Annotated in this window: 18 protein-coding genes; all 18 read right to left on the bottom strand. The window is 61.8% G+C overall.

The window, feature by feature from the left end; all coding sequences use genetic code 11:
* Positions 1-1,419: a flagellar hook-associated protein FlgK gene (gene flgK / locus FB009_RS21320; RefSeq protein ID WP_011974487.1), complete on the bottom strand. Its 1,419-nt coding sequence runs from the start codon at positions 1,417-1,419 to the stop codon at positions 1-3.
* A gap of 22 nt (positions 1,420-1,441) precedes the next feature.
* Positions 1,442-2,650, bottom strand: a complete 1,209-nt coding sequence (locus FB009_RS21315; RefSeq protein WP_011974486.1) for a flagellar hook protein FlgE — start codon at positions 2,648-2,650, stop codon at positions 1,442-1,444.
* A gap of 89 nt (positions 2,651-2,739) precedes the next feature.
* A complete protein-coding gene (rem, locus tag FB009_RS21310) occupies positions 2,740-3,411 on the bottom strand; it encodes a transcriptional activator Rem (protein WP_011974485.1) in 672 nt (223 codons plus the stop codon).
* A gap of 271 nt (positions 3,412-3,682) precedes the next feature.
* The gene (locus tag FB009_RS21305; RefSeq protein ID WP_373365143.1) at positions 3,683-4,246 is read right to left on the bottom strand and encodes a transglycosylase SLT domain-containing protein; all 564 of its coding nucleotides are present in this window, start codon (positions 4,244-4,246) and stop codon (positions 3,683-3,685) included.
* Positions 4,185-5,600, bottom strand: a complete 1,416-nt coding sequence (gene fliK / locus FB009_RS21300; protein ID WP_011974483.1) for a flagellar hook-length control protein FliK — start codon at positions 5,598-5,600, stop codon at positions 4,185-4,187. Before fliK ends, FB009_RS21305 begins: the two co-directional genes overlap by 62 nt.
* Positions 5,597-6,898 (bottom strand): chemotaxis protein MotC, encoded by a 1,302-nt coding sequence (gene motC / locus FB009_RS21295; RefSeq protein ID WP_011974482.1) that lies wholly within the window; start codon positions 6,896-6,898, stop codon positions 5,597-5,599. The genes fliK and motC overlap by 4 nt, the downstream gene beginning before the upstream one ends.
* Before the next feature lie 3 nt (positions 6,899-6,901).
* Positions 6,902-8,095 (bottom strand): flagellar motor protein MotB, encoded by a 1,194-nt coding sequence (locus FB009_RS21290; protein ID WP_011974481.1) that lies wholly within the window; start codon positions 8,093-8,095, stop codon positions 6,902-6,904.
* Positions 8,092-8,739, bottom strand: coding sequence for a hypothetical protein (locus tag FB009_RS21285; protein ID WP_011974480.1), 648 nt, complete (start codon positions 8,737-8,739; stop codon positions 8,092-8,094). Before FB009_RS21285 ends, FB009_RS21290 begins: the two co-directional genes overlap by 4 nt.
* 342 nt (positions 8,740-9,081) lie before the next feature.
* The gene (locus FB009_RS21275) at positions 9,082-10,047 is read right to left on the bottom strand and encodes a flagellin N-terminal helical domain-containing protein (RefSeq protein ID WP_011974478.1); all 966 of its coding nucleotides are present in this window, start codon (positions 10,045-10,047) and stop codon (positions 9,082-9,084) included.
* A 300-nt stretch (positions 10,048-10,347) separates the two neighbouring features.
* Positions 10,348-11,535: a flagellin gene (locus tag FB009_RS21270; protein WP_011974477.1), complete on the bottom strand. Its 1,188-nt coding sequence runs from the start codon at positions 11,533-11,535 to the stop codon at positions 10,348-10,350.
* A 263-nt stretch (positions 11,536-11,798) separates the two neighbouring features.
* Positions 11,799-12,986, bottom strand: coding sequence for a flagellin N-terminal helical domain-containing protein (locus FB009_RS21265; protein ID WP_011974476.1), 1,188 nt, complete (start codon positions 12,984-12,986; stop codon positions 11,799-11,801).
* A 337-nt stretch (positions 12,987-13,323) separates the two neighbouring features.
* Positions 13,324-14,511, bottom strand: a complete 1,188-nt coding sequence (locus FB009_RS21260; RefSeq protein WP_011974475.1) for a flagellin N-terminal helical domain-containing protein — start codon at positions 14,509-14,511, stop codon at positions 13,324-13,326.
* A 270-nt stretch (positions 14,512-14,781) separates the two neighbouring features.
* Complete coding sequence (gene fliP / locus FB009_RS21255; protein ID WP_011974474.1) at positions 14,782-15,519, bottom strand: flagellar type III secretion system pore protein FliP; 738 nt, start codon at positions 15,517-15,519, stop codon at positions 14,782-14,784.
* A 7-nt stretch (positions 15,520-15,526) separates the two neighbouring features.
* Entirely contained in the window at positions 15,527-16,018 is a 492-nt protein-coding gene (locus FB009_RS21250; RefSeq protein WP_011974473.1) for a flagellar basal body-associated FliL family protein, read from the bottom strand.
* 16 nt (positions 16,019-16,034) lie between these two features.
* Entirely contained in the window at positions 16,035-16,745 is a 711-nt protein-coding gene (gene flgH, locus FB009_RS21245; RefSeq protein ID WP_011974472.1) for a flagellar basal body L-ring protein FlgH, read from the bottom strand.
* A complete protein-coding gene (locus FB009_RS21240; RefSeq protein ID WP_011974471.1) occupies positions 16,742-17,281 on the bottom strand; it encodes a MotE family protein in 540 nt (179 codons plus the stop codon). The genes flgH and FB009_RS21240 overlap by 4 nt, the downstream gene beginning before the upstream one ends.
* Complete coding sequence (locus tag FB009_RS21235; RefSeq protein ID WP_011974470.1) at positions 17,278-18,393, bottom strand: flagellar basal body P-ring protein FlgI; 1,116 nt, start codon at positions 18,391-18,393, stop codon at positions 17,278-17,280. The genes FB009_RS21240 and FB009_RS21235 overlap by 4 nt, the downstream gene beginning before the upstream one ends.
* The gene (gene flgA / locus FB009_RS21230; RefSeq protein WP_011974469.1) at positions 18,390-18,899 is read right to left on the bottom strand and encodes a flagellar basal body P-ring formation chaperone FlgA; all 510 of its coding nucleotides are present in this window, start codon (positions 18,897-18,899) and stop codon (positions 18,390-18,392) included. The genes FB009_RS21235 and flgA overlap by 4 nt, the downstream gene beginning before the upstream one ends.
* Positions 18,900-18,916 lie beyond the last annotated feature (17 nt).

Below are 18,916 nucleotides of genomic sequence, written 5' to 3'. Positions count from 1 at the left end.
TTACCTCACGGCTTCCAGAAGCGACGCCATCATGGCGTCGACTGTGCTGATCAACTTGGCCGAGGCCTTGTAGGACTGCTCCAGATCGAGAAGCAGCGAAAGTTCCTCGTCGATGCTCACGCCGGTCACGCTGCCGAGTGCCTCCTGCGTTCGCGCCAGGAGCGCCGCCTTGTTGTCGTCGGCGGTGGAGGCGCCGCTGCGTATCTGCTCGAACCAGCCGACGGACGAAGCCGCGAACTCCATGATCGAGCTCGTGCCATCGAGCCCGGCCGCAGAGTCGAATGCCATGTCGCCGTCCATGGCTGCGACGAAGCTGTCGAGCAGGTCCGTAAAGCCGGCATTGTTGCCCGGGTTCGAAACGATGCCGTTGAAACCGCCATCGCGCAGGAGGAAGGGATTGGATTTCGCCGCAGGATTGACCGAAAGGTACGCGGCGATCCCTGCTTCCACGGCGCCCGCAGCGGGCACGTTGCCGCCGGACCACGTGAAGAGCCCGGGCAGGCCGCCTTCCTGGAACAGGCTGACCAGGCCCCTGGCCATCTCGTCGAGCTGCGTTTGGAAGGTCGGAGCGATATCGTCGCGCAGCTGAAGCAGACCGGCGAGCTTCCCTTGAGCATTGGTGTCGGCGCCGTTGCCGGCCGCGAGCGGCACCCCGTCGATGAATATGCCGTTGCCGGTGACGGTGGCATCGTAAGCGCTCTTCGGCGCAAAGGTGACCTCTCTCGGGAGAGTCTCGAACAGAACGGTGCCGCCTGCGGTATAGATGACGGTGTCGTTGTTCGCCCGTGTGACGGTCGAGATGCCGACGAGCTCCGATACCTGCTTGAGGATCCTGTCGCGGTCGTCGAGTGCTGCGGTCGCGTCCGTCCCCGCTGCCGTCGCCTGTCTGACGGCATTGTTCGCCGTTTCGAACTGCGCGAGAAGGCGGTTCAGATTGGCGACATCCTCAGCGATTTTCTTGTCCGTGTCGAGACGAAGGTCCTGAACAGCGGCCGAGGTTCTGCTGATGGAATTGGCAAGATCCGAGGCATCCGACACGACCGTGGCCGCGATCGTCGCATTGCCGGGCGTCGACGCGAAGGTCTGCAGACTGTTGCGGAAGGCCGAAAGATAGGTGGATGGCGCCGACTCGTAATCATTCCCGCCGAGGGCGGATTTCATGATCTCCAGTCCGGACAGGAGACTGCTCTGCGCGGAGGACTGCGAAATGCTGATCAGGTTCTGCTTGAGAAGCGCTTCATTCTGCGCCCGATAGATCGATACGATCTGGGCGCCGCCAGGGGTGGTCCCGAGCATGGCCATGCGGCGCGAGTAATCCGCATTGCCCGAATTGGCAATGTTCTTCGAGACCGTGGCGGTTTGTTGCGCCGTGGTGCTGAACGCGGATTGCGCGATGGCAATTGCAGAAGACAACGACATGCCGGGACCGTTTTCCTGGAGATTAGCGCTTCAGATTCACGAGCACTTCGAGCAGCTCCGAGCCGGTCTGGAAGACCTTGGAGTTTGCCGTGTAGTTGCGCTGCGACTCGATCATCGCCGTCAGTTCCTCGGCAATGTCGACATTGGAGCTTTCGAGAGCGCCGGAGAGGATTTCACCAAAATCGCCCGATCCGGCGAAACCGGTGATGATGACACCGGAATCGACGCCCTGCGAATAGACGTTGCCCGATTCAGGCTTCAGCTTGTCCGGGCTCTGGACGTTGGCGAGAGCGATGCGATAGCGCGGATCGAGTTTGCCGTTCTCGTATTTGACATAGACGATACCGTCGGAGTCGATCTGGTAGCCGGCAACCTTGCTTGGCGCATTGCCGTCGATCGAGCCGCCGTCGGCGTTGAAGGCGTAGCCAAGCTGGGTCGTCTTCGTCAGGTCGATGGTCAGCGCCGAAAGGTTTGCACCCGTACCGGGAAGGCTTGCCATCGCGGACGTCGTCAAGGTGGCTGGCGTCGCTGTGAGGGAACCATCCGCGTTGAAATTCAACGTTTGCGTACCGAGAACCGTCGACGAGGTCCGGTCGACGACTTCGACCGACCAGGCGTTCGCAGCGGTCTTTTCGTAGTTGAAGTCCAGGATGCGGGTATTGCCCTGGCTGTCATAGACGACGAGCGAAGTTGTAGAAATGTCGCCGACCGCTGCGCCCGAAGGCAGGTTCGCGCCCATGGAGCCGGTGGTCGACCCCGCTGCGATGAGGCCTTTGGAAGCGAGATTGACCCTCGTCAGCCCGTCGAAACCGTTGACGACCACGGTCGGATCGACGCCAGCCTCGTATTCGTAGCCCATCAGCGTGAAGCCGGCGGCGTTGACCAGATTGCCCTCACTGTCCGGAACGAAGGAGCCGGCGCGGGTCAGATATTCCTGGCCGTTTGCGCCTTCGACGATGAAGAAGCCGCCGCCGTCGATGGCGAGGTCGCTCGCCGAGGTGGTGAAGGTCGTCGCGCCCTGCTGGGAAATACTGTAGCGCACCTCCGTCTGTACGCCGCCGGAATTGTAAGCGCCGTTGCCCGACGGCAGGATCATCGATGAGAATTCCGTCGACGCCCGCTTGTAGCCGGTGGTATTGGCGTTGGCGATGTTCTCGGCGACTGTGCTGAGCCGGTTCGACTGGGCGTTCATGCCGGACACGCCCGTTCTCATGGTACCGTAGAGACTCATATCGGATCCTCATTTCCTTGTTGCGGCGACACTAGAAGCCGGGCCTTGCGTGAACCTGTCTTGGTCCGCCCTGCCTGTCCGGCGCGGGCTCAGTTCCAGTCGATGCAGTAGCCAAGGAAACGTTTGGAATCGATCGGGTCGAAGCCGAGCTTTTTGCGCAGTTTCTTGCGCAGCTTGCTGATGTGGCTTTCGACGACATTCTCTTCGACATCCTCGTCGAAGATCCCGTAGATCGCGTTGAAAATCTGCGCCTTGGAAACACGGCGGCCGCGATTGGCGACGAGATATTCGAGAATGCGCCGCTCGCGGCGGGGAAGCGCGAAGACTTCGCCGTTGATCTCCGGATCACGCCCGTCGGCGAAAACGCGGATCGGCCCGATGTCCGTGAAATTGGCGATGGCCGTCAAACGCCGGCGGATCGCCGCGACGCGGGCGAGGATTTCCCGCGGATGCACCGGCTTGCGGACCACGTCATCGACGCCGCAGTCGAAGAGGGCTAGCGTGTTCTCCAGCGACGGCGTGTCGCTCATGGCTATAACCGGCGCCCGGGAGCGGTCGCGGATCGCGCGCGGAAGGCTCAAAGCGCTATCGCCTTGCCCTATCAGGAAAGCTTCTACAGCATCTATGTCGGAATCGGCAGCGGTGCTGACCCATTCGCCGAACTCCTTGGGATCGAAGCCCGACGAGGGAATGCCCTCGCGGCCGAATAGGGACGCATAGCCGTCCTTTACAAGCGCTCTTTCATCAACCACCACGATCATTCGTCAGCCTCCGAATCAGTATGGGTACCTCGTTGGTACAGAGGTACGAATCCCGCGATTCAGGAACAACTAGAGGAAATTAATGGGTGATTTTAATAGTTGATTAAGATTTGCCTGCCGATTTGGTCTATATCTAGTATGTAGCTGTTAACCATGGCACAAACATGATGTTGAAAAGTTAACGCCGCGCGATGAAATCGCTTGCGATCACATTCTGTCCGCATTGTCGCCACAATGCGGCTTTGCCCTCTGTTCTGCAATCTGGGATTGATTATTGACAAAAGCTCTGCGCGTTCGGCGTCCACTTGCCATAGCCGGTTGCGACGAGGTTTGCGATGACGCGGCAGACATATTTCTTCTGCGCCGGATCGTTATTCGGTCCGGCATGATAGCGGGCGACGGCCATCGTCCAGGTCTCGTGCCTGGCGTGGAGGTCGGACAGAAAACGTGCCGCATATTCGACGTTCTTGCGCGGATCGAGCATCTCCGCCGGGGAGCTGAAATGCTCGCCGTGGAAGTGATAATTGATCTGCATGCAGCCGAGATCAATGAGCTTGGCGCCCTCGGCGCGCGCGACCCCGAAACGCGTGAGAACATCCTCGGCACTGGCTCCGAAAAAGGCCTTGCCTTCGATGTTCATCGCATAGGGCTGCAGGGACCCTTTGCGCCCCGTCTCGGTCAATCCGACGGAATAGAGTATCCCTGTCGGAACGCCGTATTTGGCGGCGGCGGACGCGATCTCGCGCTCACAGACCCCCGCACTCGCAAAGGCGCTACATGTAGACGTGGCCAGCACGAGAACGCCCGGCAGCATCAGGCACATCGTCCGTTCCATCATTGCCCGCCCACCTTTCCGCCGCCGCCCGACCGCCGTCGCGTGGCTGGCGCCCCTGGCTTCCTTCTTCCCCTGCCCGCTCACGCCCCTCCTGACCAAACTGTGCCTGAGCCTGCGACTGTCCGCCGCCATTGCTTGTGTTATCTCCGCCTCCATTGAAAACGATGTTCACCTGATCGACCGTAAATCCTTGCGCCCGCAGGGTTTTCACCATTTCGCTCTGGTCGTCGCGCAACTGGCGGAAGGCCTCGCCCGTTTCCACCTTCAGATCGACCTGCAGCTCGTCGTCCTTCAGCCTCAGCGTCGCCGTCACCATGCCGAGATCGACCGGGTGCATCTGGATCTTCAGCGTGTTGAGCGTCTTGCCCGCCTGGCTCCAGGCTTCGGGTTTCGGCATCGCAGAGCCGGACTGCAGCGCCTCGGCCCAGCCGCTATCGCCGGCGATCGCGCTGGTCACGGAACTGGCGTTCTCGTTCACGGCAAGCCCGAGATAGCGGCGCGCCTCCAGAACCGTCACAGCTTCCGCCCTTGAGCCGACTGACGATCGCCCGTTCTCCACGGTCGCCCGCTCGCCATCTGGCGAAACACTCATCGAAACGGCCTGTCCCCTGCCGTCGGCGCGGGCGAAGCGGAAAAGCCGGTCCGGCTCGCTTTCGCCGGTCACCTCTCCGTTCGTCATATGCTCACCGTCGGCAGTTTCGAGCGACCGCCCATCGGCCGTCCTCGTCGGACTGTCCACGCCATCGCGAGCGGCCGAGGCGGGCCTTGTCTTACCCTCCGGATGGGGACCGGCAGCCGCAACGGGTGGTGCACCTGCGAGCATCGACAGGAGATCGGAGACGGTTTCGCCGGCAGGCTCTCCGGTTTTGCCACCCGCCGTTGCGGCCACTCCCGACGCTTCGTCCGAGGCATCGGCCGAAGTCCGCACCGCATCGCGTCCGCGACCCGCCGCCCGATGCGCCGGCACGGCGACGTCCTCCCCTTCCGACGACTGGCGCGGCGTGTCCGCGAGAGGGTCTTGCGGCAACGGTTTTACCGCCACGTCCCGCGTGGTGTTCGCGCGTCGGGGCGCGAGACCACCGTCCGGCGATGCGATATTCGTCAGAGGCGCCGGATCGTTCTCGCCAAATCCGTCCACCGTCGATTGAACCGATGGCCGGCCGTCTTTCGCAGTTATGATCTGTTGCAGGCCATGGGATTGCGAATCGCCCTGGCCCTGCGCCCTCCGACGGCCCGCGTCGGCGATCGCCTCGCCAAAGGCACCGGGCGATGGCTCCGCCTGATCGCGACTTCCCGGGGAAAGCGCCGGCCTGCTGGCGACGGGCGCACGCAAACTCTCGTCAAGAGGTCTCATTGTCCTTCCCCCTTCAGCAGCGCATCGATCTCCTCGATTTTAGAACGACCGCTGGCAAGAAAGCCGTCGATCGCCGGATCGCCTGAGGCGGCATCGGCTTCGGCCGTCATCTCGGATGGCCTGCTGGGCGACTCCTCGACAGGCTGGCCGAAGGGACTCATGCCACTCCCGTCTTCCTCCGCAGCCACTCCGTCTTCCTGCCCAGGCCGCCTTTCCGCTATAGGGAAGGGCGCTTGCGCCAGGCTTTCTATCGCTGGCGGGCGGACCACCGCATCGGCAACCGCCCTGGCCGCTTCGCGCAAGGCGCGATCGCGCGGCGACAGCTTGTCGTCCGGGATCGCGGCAAGCGCTTCGGCAGCGGAGAAGACGTCAGCCGAAGGGACTGCGGCAAGCCCCTCGTAGAAGCTCGCGAGCATCTGAGAGCGCGAGCCGTCGTCCCCCACGAGCTCTTCAGCTCGCTTGGAAGCAACACGCGCCAGGGCCTGATTTCCGGCAATCGCCGCGCGGCGCGCCACCCGCAGATAAACCTCGCGCTGGCGGGCGCTGTCCATGAAGGAGAGTATCTCCGAGACCCGCCCATCGGCCGACTCGTCGAAATGGGCGACCGCCAGCTCGACGAAGACATCGGCAAACTGGCTCGCATAGGGTGATGTCAGGTAGCGGCGCGCGTAGTTCAGCGCATAGCGAAAGCCCTTCTCCGGAAGGCCCGCCTGCGCCGCCAGCGAAACCGAACGGCGAAGGGCAGCCTCCTCGATTATGGTGCCCGGTGCCGTCAGGCGTGCCCAATCGTAATGTTTCATCGCCTCGATCGGATCCTGCTGCGACATGGCGTTGCCGAGGATCAGGAACAGATACGGGCCGATACGCGAGTTCTTGTATTCCGGAGCGGCCTTGGTGAGATTCTCGACGATCAGAGGACCCTTGCCGTTCAGATACTGCCTGAGTGCGTCGGTCACCCGTGAATCGAAATTGCCCTCGATGTCGCGGTCGGCGAGAAGGTCGAGGGTCGCCGGATTACCGCCACTCATGACATAGACGAGAGCTGCGTCGACATTGCGCGGATCGCGAAAGGCGGAAGGATCGGCGGCTCTCAGCCGTTCGTCGATCGCGCCGAGCATGAAGCGCTGCATCTCGATCGCGGAGTGGTCACCGAGCACCACCGAATCCTGCACATATTGCAGAGACCTTATCATCTTGAAAGGCGCGAGCTCTTCCGTCCCGCTGGCGCGGGCAGGGCCAAGCGCAAGGGGAACGGCGAGGACCGATGCCGCAAATATGGTGCCGAGCCGCTTCAGCATTCTTCAGCCCTGGCCCGATTGCAGCAGGATTTCAATCCTGCGGTTGGCGGGCGCGTAAGGATCGTTCGGCACCTGGAGCCGCCGGTCGGCAAAGCCGCTGATCTGTTTCACGCGCTCTTCCTTCAAGCCGCCGCGGACCAGCATGTAATAGGCACTCTGGGCGCGTGCTGCGGAAAGGCGCCAATTGTCATAGGTTCCGTCCTTGAACGGCCGTCCGTCGGTATGGCCGCGGACGGCTACGGCGCCAGGGCGCTGCGCGAGCAGCCTGCCGATTTTCTCCATCGCAAGCACCAGCTCCTTTTGCGGAACGGCGGATCCGACTGCGAACATCGGCGCGTCCGTCTGCTCGCTGATCGTCACCAGCAGGCCGCCCTCGGCCGGCGCCACCACCAGGCCTTCGAGAAGCCGCCCGGCCTCGCCGCCGAGCTCCCTTTCGATCTCGGCTTTCAAGGCTTCCGCCTCCTGCTGCCGGTCTTCGGCCGCCGCTTCGTTCTCGGTGCGGTCCTCAGCATTCGCCTGGTTCTGTAAAGCTTTTGCGGATGTTTCTTCGGGCACGAACTTCTCTTCGGCGGCCGCATTCGCCGCAATCGCCACGTCGCTCTCGACCGTGTTGCCGGCGTCCTTCACTTCCACCTGCTTGGTCCAGAAGTCCGGGTCGAAGGGGTCACGATAGGCTTCGCCCCCGGCGGCGCCCGTCGAAGGACCCGACTCGGCGGCACCGCCGTCGCCCTTGACGCTGATATTCGCTTCGTGGCCTACTTCGCGGGCGATCTCCGACAGGACCGAATAGGGATTTTCGAAGAAGTCGGCGTCAGAATATTTGGTCTCTTCGCCCGAAGTCGCCGTCAGCTGATCGCCGGACTTTGCCGAGCCGCCCGACTTCGTCTGGTCGCCGTCGACCTTGGAGCGTTGCTGCGTCTTTTCGCCCTGCGCATCCTTGGCCGGATCCTTCAACCCTTTTTCCGCCGGCTTTTGATCGGTCAGCTGCACCGGATTGAAATAGGCGGCGATCGCCGCCTTGGTCTCCTCATTCGCGGCGTTGATCAGCCACATAACCAGGAAGAAGGCCATCATTGCCGTCATGAAATCGGCATATGCGATCTTCCATCCGCCGCCGTGATGGCCTTCGTGGCTACCTGCGGAACGCCGGACGATGATGATTTCATTCTTGCCGTTGTGATGGCTTTCGTCGCTCATGCCAGAACCTTGCGAACAGTATCGGACCACGCGGCCATTCGCGTCACCAGTATCGCCTCGCCTACTTCGACGGTCAGGTCGACATCTCCGCTTTCGACATAATGAAATGCCGTCGTCTCGGGCAGCAGGGCTTTCAACGTTTCGAAGAGCGCAAGCGGGCCCCGCACCGTGACCGTGATCCCTTCACCGGCAGAAAGGCCGTGTCGGACCATGCCGGCGAGATTGTCGACGGCGCGTTTTGCGAGCGCGTCGTCCATCACCGGAGCGAGGACGCGCGCCGTCTGGTCGCCGAGCAAGAGCGCCAGCCGATCCGCCATTTCACCGAAGCCGGCTGCGATCTTTCCGGCAGCCTGTTCCTCCAGGCGCCGTGTCAGGGCCACCATCTCTTCTGAATGACGCGCTTTCAGATCGGCGATTTCTTTCTGATGCTCCAGGGAGATCTCGGCGCGGGCTTCGGCCCGGCCCTGCGCATATGCCTCGCGGCGCTCCGCGTCGATATCAACCTCGGGCACGGCCGGCCTCGCACCGGTTCTCTCTTCCAGATGCTCTGCATCGAGGTCCGGGAAATATCCCTGCGGTATCCGCTTGAACTCGATCTTCGGTGGACTGAAGTCTTTGAGATAACGGGAAATCGATGCGCTCATCGGCACGCCCCCCACCTCAGCCGGGCGAGAGCCTGCCGCAACTGCAAGAGCGGCCTCACGGCCCGGAAACCTAAAGAAGCCGACACGTTTTCACCGTCTCCCTCGGCCGCCGCCGGAAGCAGCGACGGACCAGCATTCTCGTTTGTGCAGCGGCCCGCCAAGGCGAAGGCGATGCAAGCGGCAGCCGGAATGGTCTCCGGCCGGCAATCTCCAACATGACTGCGAAGGAAGGTTATCCGGTCAAACTTGTGCGAAGGTGTTGGACCGCGCCAGGGCAACAGCGCGGTCCAACCTTTTTCCACCCGATGCCGATGACCGGCGGCACGGCGGAAAGCGATGACCTTACTCCTGGAACAGGCGGAGAATGTTTTCCGAGGTGGTGTTTGCGATCGACAGCGATTGAATGCCGAGCTGCTGCTGCGTCTGCAGAGCCTTCAGCCGCGTCGATTCCTCGTTCATGTCGGCATCGACGAGGCGGCCTACGCCCTTGTCGATCACGTCCATAAGATTGGCGACGAAGCTTTCCTGCATTTCGATGCGGCTGGTGATCGCCCCCAGCGTGGCGGCGGAGTCGGTCAGCTGGCTGATGAGCTCGTCGACGACGCTGATCATGTCGCCGAGCTGAGCACCGGTCGTTGCGCTGTCGATCTCTATCTCGGTCGCGCCTGCCGGGGCGGCGCCGGCATCGATGAGATAATAATTGCGCGCCGTGCCCGCCGGAGTTGACTGGAGGGCATCCGCATCGACGGCCTTGGTGAGCATGCCGCGCGCGGGGTCGGCAACGTCGATCAGGACGGATTTGGCGGTGTCATAATTGAGCGTCGAGACCGCAACGCTGCCGTCGGCGCTACGGTTGAAGGAGGCAACGATCGATTTGGTGCCAAGTGCTGCCGCGGCGCCGTTATAAAGCCAGTTTTCGCCGGAAAAGGAGGCAGATTGCGCGGCCGACTTCAGCTGGCTCTTGAGTTCGGCAACTTCCTTGTTGATCTTGTCCTTGTCCACGCCCGGCTCACTTGCCGCGACGAGCTTCGCCTTGATCTCCGTCATCACGTCGATGACCGTATCCATGGCCGAGTAGAACGTGTCGACTTTGGCAGCGCCGAGGCCCAAGGCGTCGTGGACCGTCGACAGCGCGGCATTGTCCGATCGCATCGTCGTTGCGATCGACCAGTAGGCGGCGTTGTCGGCCGCCGTCTCCACCCGATAACCGGACGAGATGCGGCCCTGCGTGGTCTCCAGATTGTGATTGATCGCGCGCAACGTCTGCAACGCCGCCATGGCGGCGGGGTTGGTCATGATGCTGGTCATTGGTGGTCACCTGGCTGGGAGAATCGTACCATTCCGGAATGCCGGCAACGACGGTGGGGCATCATGCACGCTGACACCTTTTTGCCCTGGGTGACAGCCGCCGTTCTTACTGGACCTTTAACAAAGATGGTTAAGAAAAGGTTAACGGCGTAAACGGATCGGTAACGGAGGTGAAGAATTCGTTAATTCGGCAAGTCCGGCGCAAGCCCCGCGCCAGCACGAAAATCCGCGGCCCCTTGCGAGACCGCGGAGTTTTCTCCTTCAGGGCGGGACGAAGTCGCCCCCTAGCCGGGGCGCCGCTTACTGACGGAAGAGCTGGAGGATGTTTTCCGAATTGGTGTTGGCGATCGACAGCGACTGGATGGCGAGCTGCTGCTGCGTCTGCAGCGCCTTGAGCCTGGTCGATTCCTCGTTCATGTCGGCGTCTACGAGGCGGCCGATGCCCGAGTCGATCGAGTCGGTGAGCTTCGATACGAACTCTTCCTGCATGCCGATGCGCATGGAGATCGATCCGAGAGCCGATGTGGCGCTGATCAGATCCTCGAGCGCTTCGTCGACCCCCCTGATCAGGGCATCGAGGTTTGCGGCCTGGGTAGCGTCGGTGATGTCGATATTCTCGACCGATGCGGGTGCAGGTACACTTGCTGCCGGCCCAGCAGTCGTGTCTACGATCCAGGAATCGGCGGTGATGGGAGCTGCGGCCGTCGTCACCGCAGCAACCTCCTGTCCGGGAACCGTAGAGGAAGCCACTGCTCTGACCCAAGCGCCTTCGACCTGAACATAGCTGACGCCGCCCGCAAGCGCATAATTGTTCTGGAATACCGCGCCGCCGGCGATGAGGTCGTCAACGGTATAGGCTGCGACCGTATGCTCGGAAACAACGCCGCCCGTGTTGATCGAAAGCGTGACGCTGGACTCTGACACGTCATAGACCTTGTCCAGAATGCCGGTATTGCCCACCGTATCGAAGAGGACTGAGTTGCCGTCGAGGACATAGTCGATCGTCTTTACGGACACGACGCCTGAGGAGTCGCGGACAAAGGAACCCACTACGCTCTTCGTAACAGGCGTGGTGATGTCAGCCTGGAGCCAGTTTTCGCCGCTGAAGGAAGCGGCCGTTGCAATGCTCGTCAGCTGTTGCTTGAGCTGTTCGATCTCTTCCTGAATCTTGGCCTTGTCGACACCGTCTTCGGTCGCAGCGACGAGTTTGGCACGAATTTCCTTCACGACCTCGACCGCATTCTCCACACCGGCATAGGCTGTGTCGACCTTTGCGGCGCCCAGGCCCAGCGCGTCCTGAACGGCGGAAAGCGCCATATTGTCCGAACGCATCGTAGTGGCGATCGACCAGTAGGCAGCGTTGTCCGAAGCTGTTCCGACGCGAAGGCCCGAGGACACCCGAGCCTGCGTTTCCTCCATATTGGAGTCGATGCCGCGCAGGGTCTGGAGTGCAGCCATCGCTGCGACATTGGTGAGAATGCTGGTCATTAAGGGCCCCTTTGAATGGCTAGTTGGAAAGGGACATCCCGTCTGTCACGGGGAAGCGAACGCGAGGCCTCATGCCGTTAACCGCTTCTTCGTCTTGGTTAACCGTTCGTTGCGTTGAGTCCAATTAGCGCGGCTATGGTTAACAAAGATTAAACGGCTATTTGCCGACAACAACAACAAGGGCCACGCTCGATGAGCGTGGCCCTTGTTAAGGTCGGTCAGGATGGCGGTCGTTCAGTTCGCGACCGCCTTTCCGCGTCTGATTAGCGGAAGAGCGTGAGGACGCTTTCCGAGGCCGAGTTCGCGATCGACAGCGACTGGATAGCAAGCTGCTGCTGGGTCTGAAGAGCCTTCAGGCGGGTCGATTCCTCGTTCATGTCCGCATCGACGAGACGGCCAACGCCCGAGTCGATCGAGTCCGAGAGCTTGTTGACGAAGTCGCTCTGCAGGTCGATGCGCATGGCGATCGAGCCGAGGTCGGCTGCTGCGCTCGTCATGTCGGTCAGAGCAGCATCGACACCGCTGATCAGCGCATCGAGTGCGGCTGCACCCATTCCGACGATGTTGATCCCGGCAACGGACTGACCGGCCGAAACGCTGACGGCAGGTGCGTTGTCAACGTCGACGACCCAGCTGTCCGCGGTAATGGTGCCGGCTGCCGTTGTGGTGGCGGCAAGCTCCTGGCCGGTGGCGCCGGCTGCAGCGGTCTCGGCGCGAACCCAGACGTTCTCGACCTTGACGTAGCTGTTACCGCCCTGGAGGGCGTAGTTGCCCTGGAACTCCGCACCAGCTTCGGTGAGAGACTCCAGCGAATAGGCAGCGACCGTATGCTGCGACGCGACACCGTTGGTGTTGATCGTCAGCGTAACGCTTGCCTGCGAGACGTCGTAGACCTTGTCCAGGATGCCGGTGTCGCCGACAGTATCGAAGAGAACCGAGTTGGTGTTGAGGCTGTAGTCGACCTTCTTGACCGACACGGCACCGCTCGCATCCCGGACGAACGATCCGACGACGCTCTTGATGACTGCGCCGCCGCTGAGGTCCGCCTGAAGCCAGTTTTCACCGGAGAACGACGCCGCCTCGGAAATGCTCGTGAGCTGATCCTTGAGCTGATCGATTTCTTCCTGAATCTTGGCCTTGTCAACACCGTCTTCAGTAGCGGCAACGAGTTTCTTCTTGATTTCCTTAACGACTTCGATGGCCGATTCCATACCGGAATAGGCAGTATCAACCTTGGCGGCGCCGAGGCCGAGGGCGTCCTGAACGGCGGAAAGCGCCATATTGTCGGAGCGCATGGTCGTTGCGATCGACCAATAGGCGGCGTTGTCGGCGGCTTGGCCGACGCGCAGACCGGAGGAGACATGCGCCTGCGTCTCTTCCATGTTGGAGCCGATCGTGCGCAGAGTCTGGAGAGCGGCCATAGCCGCAATGTTGGTGAGAATGCTCGTCATGGTTTAGTGCCCCTTGATGGCTGATGAGAAGGGACATTCCGGTTCCACCGGCGAAAGACGGTCAACGTCATGCTTGCTAACCAGCTGATATCTATGGGCTAGCCCGTTCTTTCGATGGATCTAGATAATCCGGGTTTGGTTAATGAAGCACTAAGTAGCTGAGAGCTATTCCGCAATTTTCTCAACCTTTGCGCGTGCGCGCGTGCCACATCATGTTTAAAAAAAAGTGAAGCGCCGGTCTCTGATGGAAGAAACAAAAACCGCGCCCGGTTTCCGGGGCGCGGTTCGAAGTATCGGAAGGCAGGCAATCGCCTGCATCCCGCTATTGCATGTCTTCTTAGCGGAAGAGCGACAGGACGTTCTGCGAGTCCGAGTTGGCGATCGACAGGGCCTGAATGGCGAGCTGCTGCTGGGTCTGCAGAGCCTTGAGGCGGGTCGATTCCTCGTTCATGTCCGCATCGACGAGACGGCCAACGCCCGAGTCGATCGAGTCCGAGAGCTTGTTGACGAATTCGCTCTGCAGGTCGATGCGCGAGGAGATGGAGCCGAGCGAGGCGGCAGCGCTGGTCATGTCGGTCAGTGCAGCGTCGACACCGCTGATCAGCGCATCGAGGGCGGCTGCCCCCATTCCGACGATGTTGATCCCGGCAACGGACTGACCGGCCGAAACGCTGACGGCAGGTGCGTTGTCAACGTCGACGACCCAGCTGTCGGCAGTGATGGTACCGGCTGCCGTTGTGGTGGCGGCGATTTCCTGACCGGTGGCACCGGCTGTAGCGGTCTCGGCGCGAACCCAGACGTTCTCGACCTTGACGTAGCTGTTACCGCCCTGAAGAGCGTAGTTGCCCTGGAACTCCGCACCGGCTTCGGTGAGAGACTCCAGCGAATAGGCAGCAACAGTATGCTGCGATTCGACGCCGTTGGTGTTGACCGTCAGCGTAACGCTTGCCTGCGAGACGTCGTAGACCTTGTCCAGGATGCCGGTGTCGCCGACAGTATCGAAGAGAACCGAGTTGGCGTTGAGGCTGTAGTCGACCTTCTTGACAGATACGGAACCGCTTGCGTCACGGACGAACGACCCCACGACGCTCTTGGTGACGGCGCCGCCGCTGAGGTCCGCCTGAAGCCAGTTTTCGCCGGAGAACGAAGCCGCCTCGGCAATGCTCGTGAGCTGGTCTTTCAGCTGGGTGATTTCTTCCTGGATCTTCGCCTTGTCGACACCGTCTTCGGTGGCGGCGACGAGCTTGGCCTTGATTTCCTTAACGACTTCGATGGCCGATTCCATACCGGAATAGGCGGTATCAACCTTGGCGGCGCCGAGGCCAAGGGCGTCCTGAACGGCGGAGAGCGCCTGATTGTCGGAACGCATGGTGGTCGCGATCGACCAGTAGGCGGCGTTGTCGGAGGCCGAACCGACGCGGAGGCCCGACGAGATGCGGCTCTGGGTGTCTTCCATGCTGGAAGAGATCGAGCGCAGCGTCGAAAGCGCAGCCATTGCGGAATTGTTGGTGAGAATGCTGGTCATACTCGTTTGTCCCTACGAAATACTGATTGGGGGGACATACCGGACTGAAAGAACGCTACCGGTCACGGCGGTCCGGCATCATGCCACTCGGCTCCGCTCAACTCGTGATGGATACCAAACCCGTCGTGTGAGGACGAAATTCGCAGTCATTCATTGCCAAGTGTTTAACCGGAGAAGGCGCGTGCGGCCCCGGCGAAGATGTGGTTAATCTCCTGTAAAATCCTATGCTTAACGAAGTCCTGCGAGGACGGGAAATGTGCCTCCGCAGCCTCAGATGAAGGACCGCACGAGGCTGCCGACGAGCAGGTTCCAGCCGTCGATCAGCACGAAAAACAGGATTTTGAAGGGCAGCGAAATCGCCGTCGGGGGAAGCATCATCATGCCCATAGCCATGGTGATCGTCGCGACGATCAGGTCGATCACAAGGAAGGGCAGCATGATCAGGAAGCCGATCTCGAAGCCGCGACGGATTTCCGAGATCATGAAGGCCGGAACGACGGCGCGCAGGTCCACCTTCTCGTCCACGACGACGGTCTGGCCCTTTTCCTGGGCAATGTCGATGAACAGCTGCAGGTCCTTGTCGCGGGTGTTGGCCAGCATGAATTCGCGGAAAGGTTCGGACATCCGCTGCATTGCCTCCGTTTCGGAGATCTCGTTTTTCAGAAGCGGATCGATGCCGTCGCGCCAGGCGCGGTCGAAGGTGGGCGCCATGACGTAGAAGGTCATGAACAAAGCGAGCGACACCATGATCATGTTGGAGGGGGTCGTCGCAAGCCCCATGCCTGAGCGCAGGATCGCGAAGGCGATCACGAAGCGTGGGAAGCTCGTCACCATGATCAGGATGCCGGGAGCGACCGAAAGAACGGTCAGCAGGCCGAAGGTGCGGATGATCCATGAGGCGACGGAGCCATCGACCGGCGTATTCAGGATATCGGCCGGAAACCCTTGAGCCCCGGCAATTCCCGACATCGCCATCATGGCGATTATGAACGTGGCGAACCGGAGCATCAGCGAATCATTGGATGACGAAGGTGCGGAACATCACACTCGTTACGCGGCCCTCGGAGCGCAGGTCAACCCGCTCCTGAATGTCATCCCGGAGATATTGGAAGCCGCGCGGCCCTTGAACCTGCTGCAGCGACACGGTCTTGAGGTAGGCTGCAATGTCCTGGTGTATCGTCTCCGCCAACGCAACGTCGGGAACGCCGTTGAACTGAAGAGCGACTTCGAGGCGAACCCAGTTTTCGGCTGGATAGGCAAGGTTCGTCGTAATGGGATCGAGCTGCACGATGCCGTTCGCGACCGTTGCGATCCTGGCTATTTCCTCCTCGCCGGTCGCATTCGCCGGAAGCTCGACCGCGGCTTCCGTCTTCTCGGCCGCGGGCGGTGCCAGGAGCATGCCTGCGAGCCAGCCGCCACCGCCGGCGACGAGCGTCAGCGCCGCCACCGCCGCGATGGTCATCACCCGCGAAGGCGATTTCGTTTCTTTGCTCTCGATTTCTTCCATTGTGCGTTCCGGCCGATCAGAGGGGCGAGACGAGGTCGACGAGCTGCTGTCCCCATGGCGGCTGCTGGACTTCCGTCAGGCGGCCGCGGCCGCCATAGGAGATGCGTGCCTCGGCGATGCGGTCGTAGGAGATGACGTTGTCGGCATCCACGTCGCGCGGCCGGACGATGCCTGCCACGTTGAGGATACGCAGCTCGTGATTGACGCGCACTTCCTGCGAGCCGCTGATGAGGAGGTTGCCGTTTTCGAGGACCCCGGTGACGACCGCCGCGACGAGCAGCCTGAGCTTCTCCGAGCGCTCTGTCTTGCCGTCGCCTTCCGTCTTTGTGTTGGAGCCGTATTCGAGATCGCCCGACCAGGCAAAATCGCTCGTCTGCGACTCCCCGCTGGCGCCCAGATTGAAGCCGCTCGAGTTCTTGCGGCTGCGGTCCGTCTCGTTTTCGAAGGAAGCCTTGTCATCGATGCGGATGTCCACGGTCAATATGTCGCCGATATTGATCGCGCGTGCATCCTTGAAGAGGGCCGCCTGCTGGTCGTTCCAGAGCGAATATCCGTTCGTGACGTGGCGCGGCTGCTTTGGATACATGGCGAGCTGAGGCGTCTGCGTATATTGCAGTCCGCTGCCGATCGGGCTCATGGCCGGCGCTCGCCCGATCTCGTTGAAGGCCTGGTTCTGGCACCCCGCCAGGAGCCCTGCGGCCAATATGGCCGTGATTCGCATTCTCATGATGGCTCCTTGGAGGTATCGGGATCGCTCGCGCTCGAAATGATATTGGTGAGCATCGCCGCCTTCTCGTCGCTCATCTCGCTCAGGATCAGCGACGACTGGCGCGGCGGCAGGCGCATGACGATCGCAGCCGCGATTTCCGGGCGCACCATCTCCAACTTGCCCGCGGCGGCATCCGGCTTCATCGACTTATAGATGTCGACGAGACCGAGCTCCGCCTGCTTGAGAAAATCGTTGCGGCGCTTGAGCCAGTCTTCGTATTCCGCCCGGCGGGTCTCCAGCGTCGCGATCCGCTCGTCGACATTCGCCTTCAATTTCTCCAGGTCCTTGCGCTGCAGAACATAGCGCTGGTCGCGCGCGGCATCCGCGATGTTGGTGCAGAACTTCTCGATTTCGCTGGCCGCCGCGCTGTCGGCCGGCGGCGCCGTGACGTCCTGTGCGAAAGCACCTGAAATCGAAAGCAGGAATGCGCCGGCGACCGAGCCCAGGAGCGCGCGGCGCGCCCTGGCGATAAAATCTTCGAAGTGTCCGGTCATTGCAGAACAAGCTCCGCCTGTAGGGCTCCCGCCGATTTGATGCTCTGGAGGATCGCGATGATCCCATCCGGTTTGACGCCGATGCTGTTCAGACCCGCGACGAGCGAACGCAGGCTTGAGCCGTTGAGGATCGCGACCGTGCCGCCATCGGATTGCGCCTCTATCGTGGTATTGGGCTCGTATGCGGTCTGGCCGCGCGAAAACGGCTCCGGCTGGACGATCGTCGGTGTTTCGCTGACCTGGACGGTAAGCGTGCCGTAGCTCACGGCCACCTGAGCGACGCGGACGTCCTGACCGATGACGATCGTGCCGGTGCGTTCGTTGATCACGACGCGGGCCGGTGCGTCCGTCTCGATCACCAGGTTCTCCACATCCGCCATCAGGCGCGCGAGATCCGCCATTTTCGGTTTCTGAACCAGGACAGATTGCGAATCCAAGGCTTCGGCAATTCGGCCCCCGAACTGGGCGGCAGCATATCTGTTGATCGCCGCGGCCATGCCGACGGCGGTCGAAAAATCCGGATTGCGGAGCTGCAGCACGAGGTTGAAGCCGTCCTTGAACTTCGACGGCAGTTCCCGCTCTATGATGGCGCCGTTCGGGACCCGCCCCGCAGTGGTCACGCCCTGGTTCAGCTGGGCGGCTTCCCCTTGTGCGTTGAAACCGCTGACGACCACCGATCCCTGCGCCACCGCATAGATCTGACCGTCGGCGCCCGAGAGAGAGGTCATGACCAGCGTCCCGCCGCGCAGCGACGTCGCATCACCCAGCGAGCCGACGGTCACGTCGAGGCGGCTGCCGGGGCTCGCGAACGGCGGCAGTGTCGCGGTGACGAGCACCGCCGCGACGTTGCGCGTGCGCGAATCCCCGCCCTGCGTGGAGATGCCGAGGTTCTGCAGCATTGCGCGAATCGACTGATCCGTGAAAGGAGAGGAGCGCAGGCTGTCGCCGGTTCCCTGCAAACCGACCACCAGACCGTAACCGATGAGCTGGTTGTCCCGGCCCGCCTGCAGGGACGCTACGTCCTTGATGCGCGAAGCCGCGTAGGCGGAGCTCAGTGTCGCGGCGAAGGCCACGGCGAGGGTCAGCAGCCACTTGCATGCACGCATTTTCATTTCGCCACCACATGGATCGTGCTGTCCGCCATCACCGTCCCGGAGACGATCACGCCGGTGTCGATATTGCGAACGCGGATCAACTCGCCGATGGCGCCGTCCTGCAGCGGCGAGCCGGCGGCCGTTATCGTCAGACCGCCATTGCTGAAAACGATTCGAACCGTGGAACCGCGCTCCACCGCATATTGCTCGCGCAGCGCCGAGGCGAGGATCACCCGACCGGGAAGAAGGGTCCGCTTGGTCACCATTCCGTCGACCTCGTCGAGAGAGCGCACATAGCCGTCGCGCAGGTCCGGGTTGGTCACGTCGACCACCTCCAGCATGCTCGCATCGAGCGTCTCGCCGGGATAGATCGTCTGCTTCGGGATGACGGCCGTCGGCTTCTCTGCGAGGGCAGAGGCCGGCGGAAGCATGCAACTCGCAACCGCGGCAAGCAGGACGGCACGGACTGGCCGCGCGCGACCGCCTGCGATTGCTTTTCCTCCGGCGGATCGGCGAAACATCATGTTTGCCTCCTCTTCCT

This window comes from Sinorhizobium medicae, assembly GCF_007827695.1.
Lineage (GTDB): Bacteria > Pseudomonadota > Alphaproteobacteria > Rhizobiales > Rhizobiaceae > Sinorhizobium > Sinorhizobium medicae.
This window is presented reverse-complemented; position numbering and strand designations above follow the sequence as displayed.

Bases quoted from the DNA above. Each gene is read 5' to 3' on its own strand.
- flgK (WP_011974487.1), bottom strand. From the start codon at position 1,419: ATGTCGTTGTCTTCTGCAATTGCCATCGCGCAATCCGCGTTCAGCACC.
- FB009_RS21315 (WP_011974486.1), bottom strand. From the start codon at position 2,650: ATGAGTCTCTACGGTACCATGAGAACGGGCGTGTCCGGCATGAACGCC.
- rem (WP_011974485.1), bottom strand. From the start codon at position 3,411: ATGATCGTGGTGGTTGATGAAAGAGCGCTTGTAAAGGACGGCTATGCG.
- FB009_RS21305 (WP_373365143.1), bottom strand. From the start codon at position 4,246: ATGGAACGGACGATGTGCCTGATGCTGCCGGGCGTTCTCGTGCTGGCC.
- fliK (WP_011974483.1), bottom strand. From the start codon at position 5,600: ATGAGACCTCTTGACGAGAGTTTGCGTGCGCCCGTCGCCAGCAGGCCG.
- motC (WP_011974482.1), bottom strand. From the start codon at position 6,898: ATGCTGAAGCGGCTCGGCACCATATTTGCGGCATCGGTCCTCGCCGTT.
- FB009_RS21290 (WP_011974481.1), bottom strand. From the start codon at position 8,095: ATGAGCGACGAAAGCCATCACAACGGCAAGAATGAAATCATCATCGTC.
- FB009_RS21285 (WP_011974480.1), bottom strand. From the start codon at position 8,739: ATGAGCGCATCGATTTCCCGTTATCTCAAAGACTTCAGTCCACCGAAG.
- FB009_RS21275 (WP_011974478.1), bottom strand. From the start codon at position 10,047: ATGACCAGCATCATGACCAACCCCGCCGCCATGGCGGCGTTGCAGACG.
- FB009_RS21270 (WP_011974477.1), bottom strand. From the start codon at position 11,535: ATGACCAGCATTCTCACCAATGTCGCAGCGATGGCTGCACTCCAGACC.
- FB009_RS21265 (WP_011974476.1), bottom strand. From the start codon at position 12,986: ATGACGAGCATTCTCACCAACATTGCGGCTATGGCCGCTCTCCAGACT.
- FB009_RS21260 (WP_011974475.1), bottom strand. From the start codon at position 14,511: ATGACCAGCATTCTCACCAACAATTCCGCAATGGCTGCGCTTTCGACG.
- fliP (WP_011974474.1), bottom strand. From the start codon at position 15,519: ATGCTCCGGTTCGCCACGTTCATAATCGCCATGATGGCGATGTCGGGA.
- FB009_RS21250 (WP_011974473.1), bottom strand. From the start codon at position 16,018: ATGGAAGAAATCGAGAGCAAAGAAACGAAATCGCCTTCGCGGGTGATG.
- flgH (WP_011974472.1), bottom strand. From the start codon at position 16,745: ATGAGAATGCGAATCACGGCCATATTGGCCGCAGGGCTCCTGGCGGGG.
- FB009_RS21240 (WP_011974471.1), bottom strand. From the start codon at position 17,281: ATGACCGGACACTTCGAAGATTTTATCGCCAGGGCGCGCCGCGCGCTC.
- FB009_RS21235 (WP_011974470.1), bottom strand. From the start codon at position 18,393: ATGAAAATGCGTGCATGCAAGTGGCTGCTGACCCTCGCCGTGGCCTTC.
- flgA (WP_011974469.1), bottom strand. From the start codon at position 18,899: ATGATGTTTCGCCGATCCGCCGGAGGAAAAGCAATCGCAGGCGGTCGC.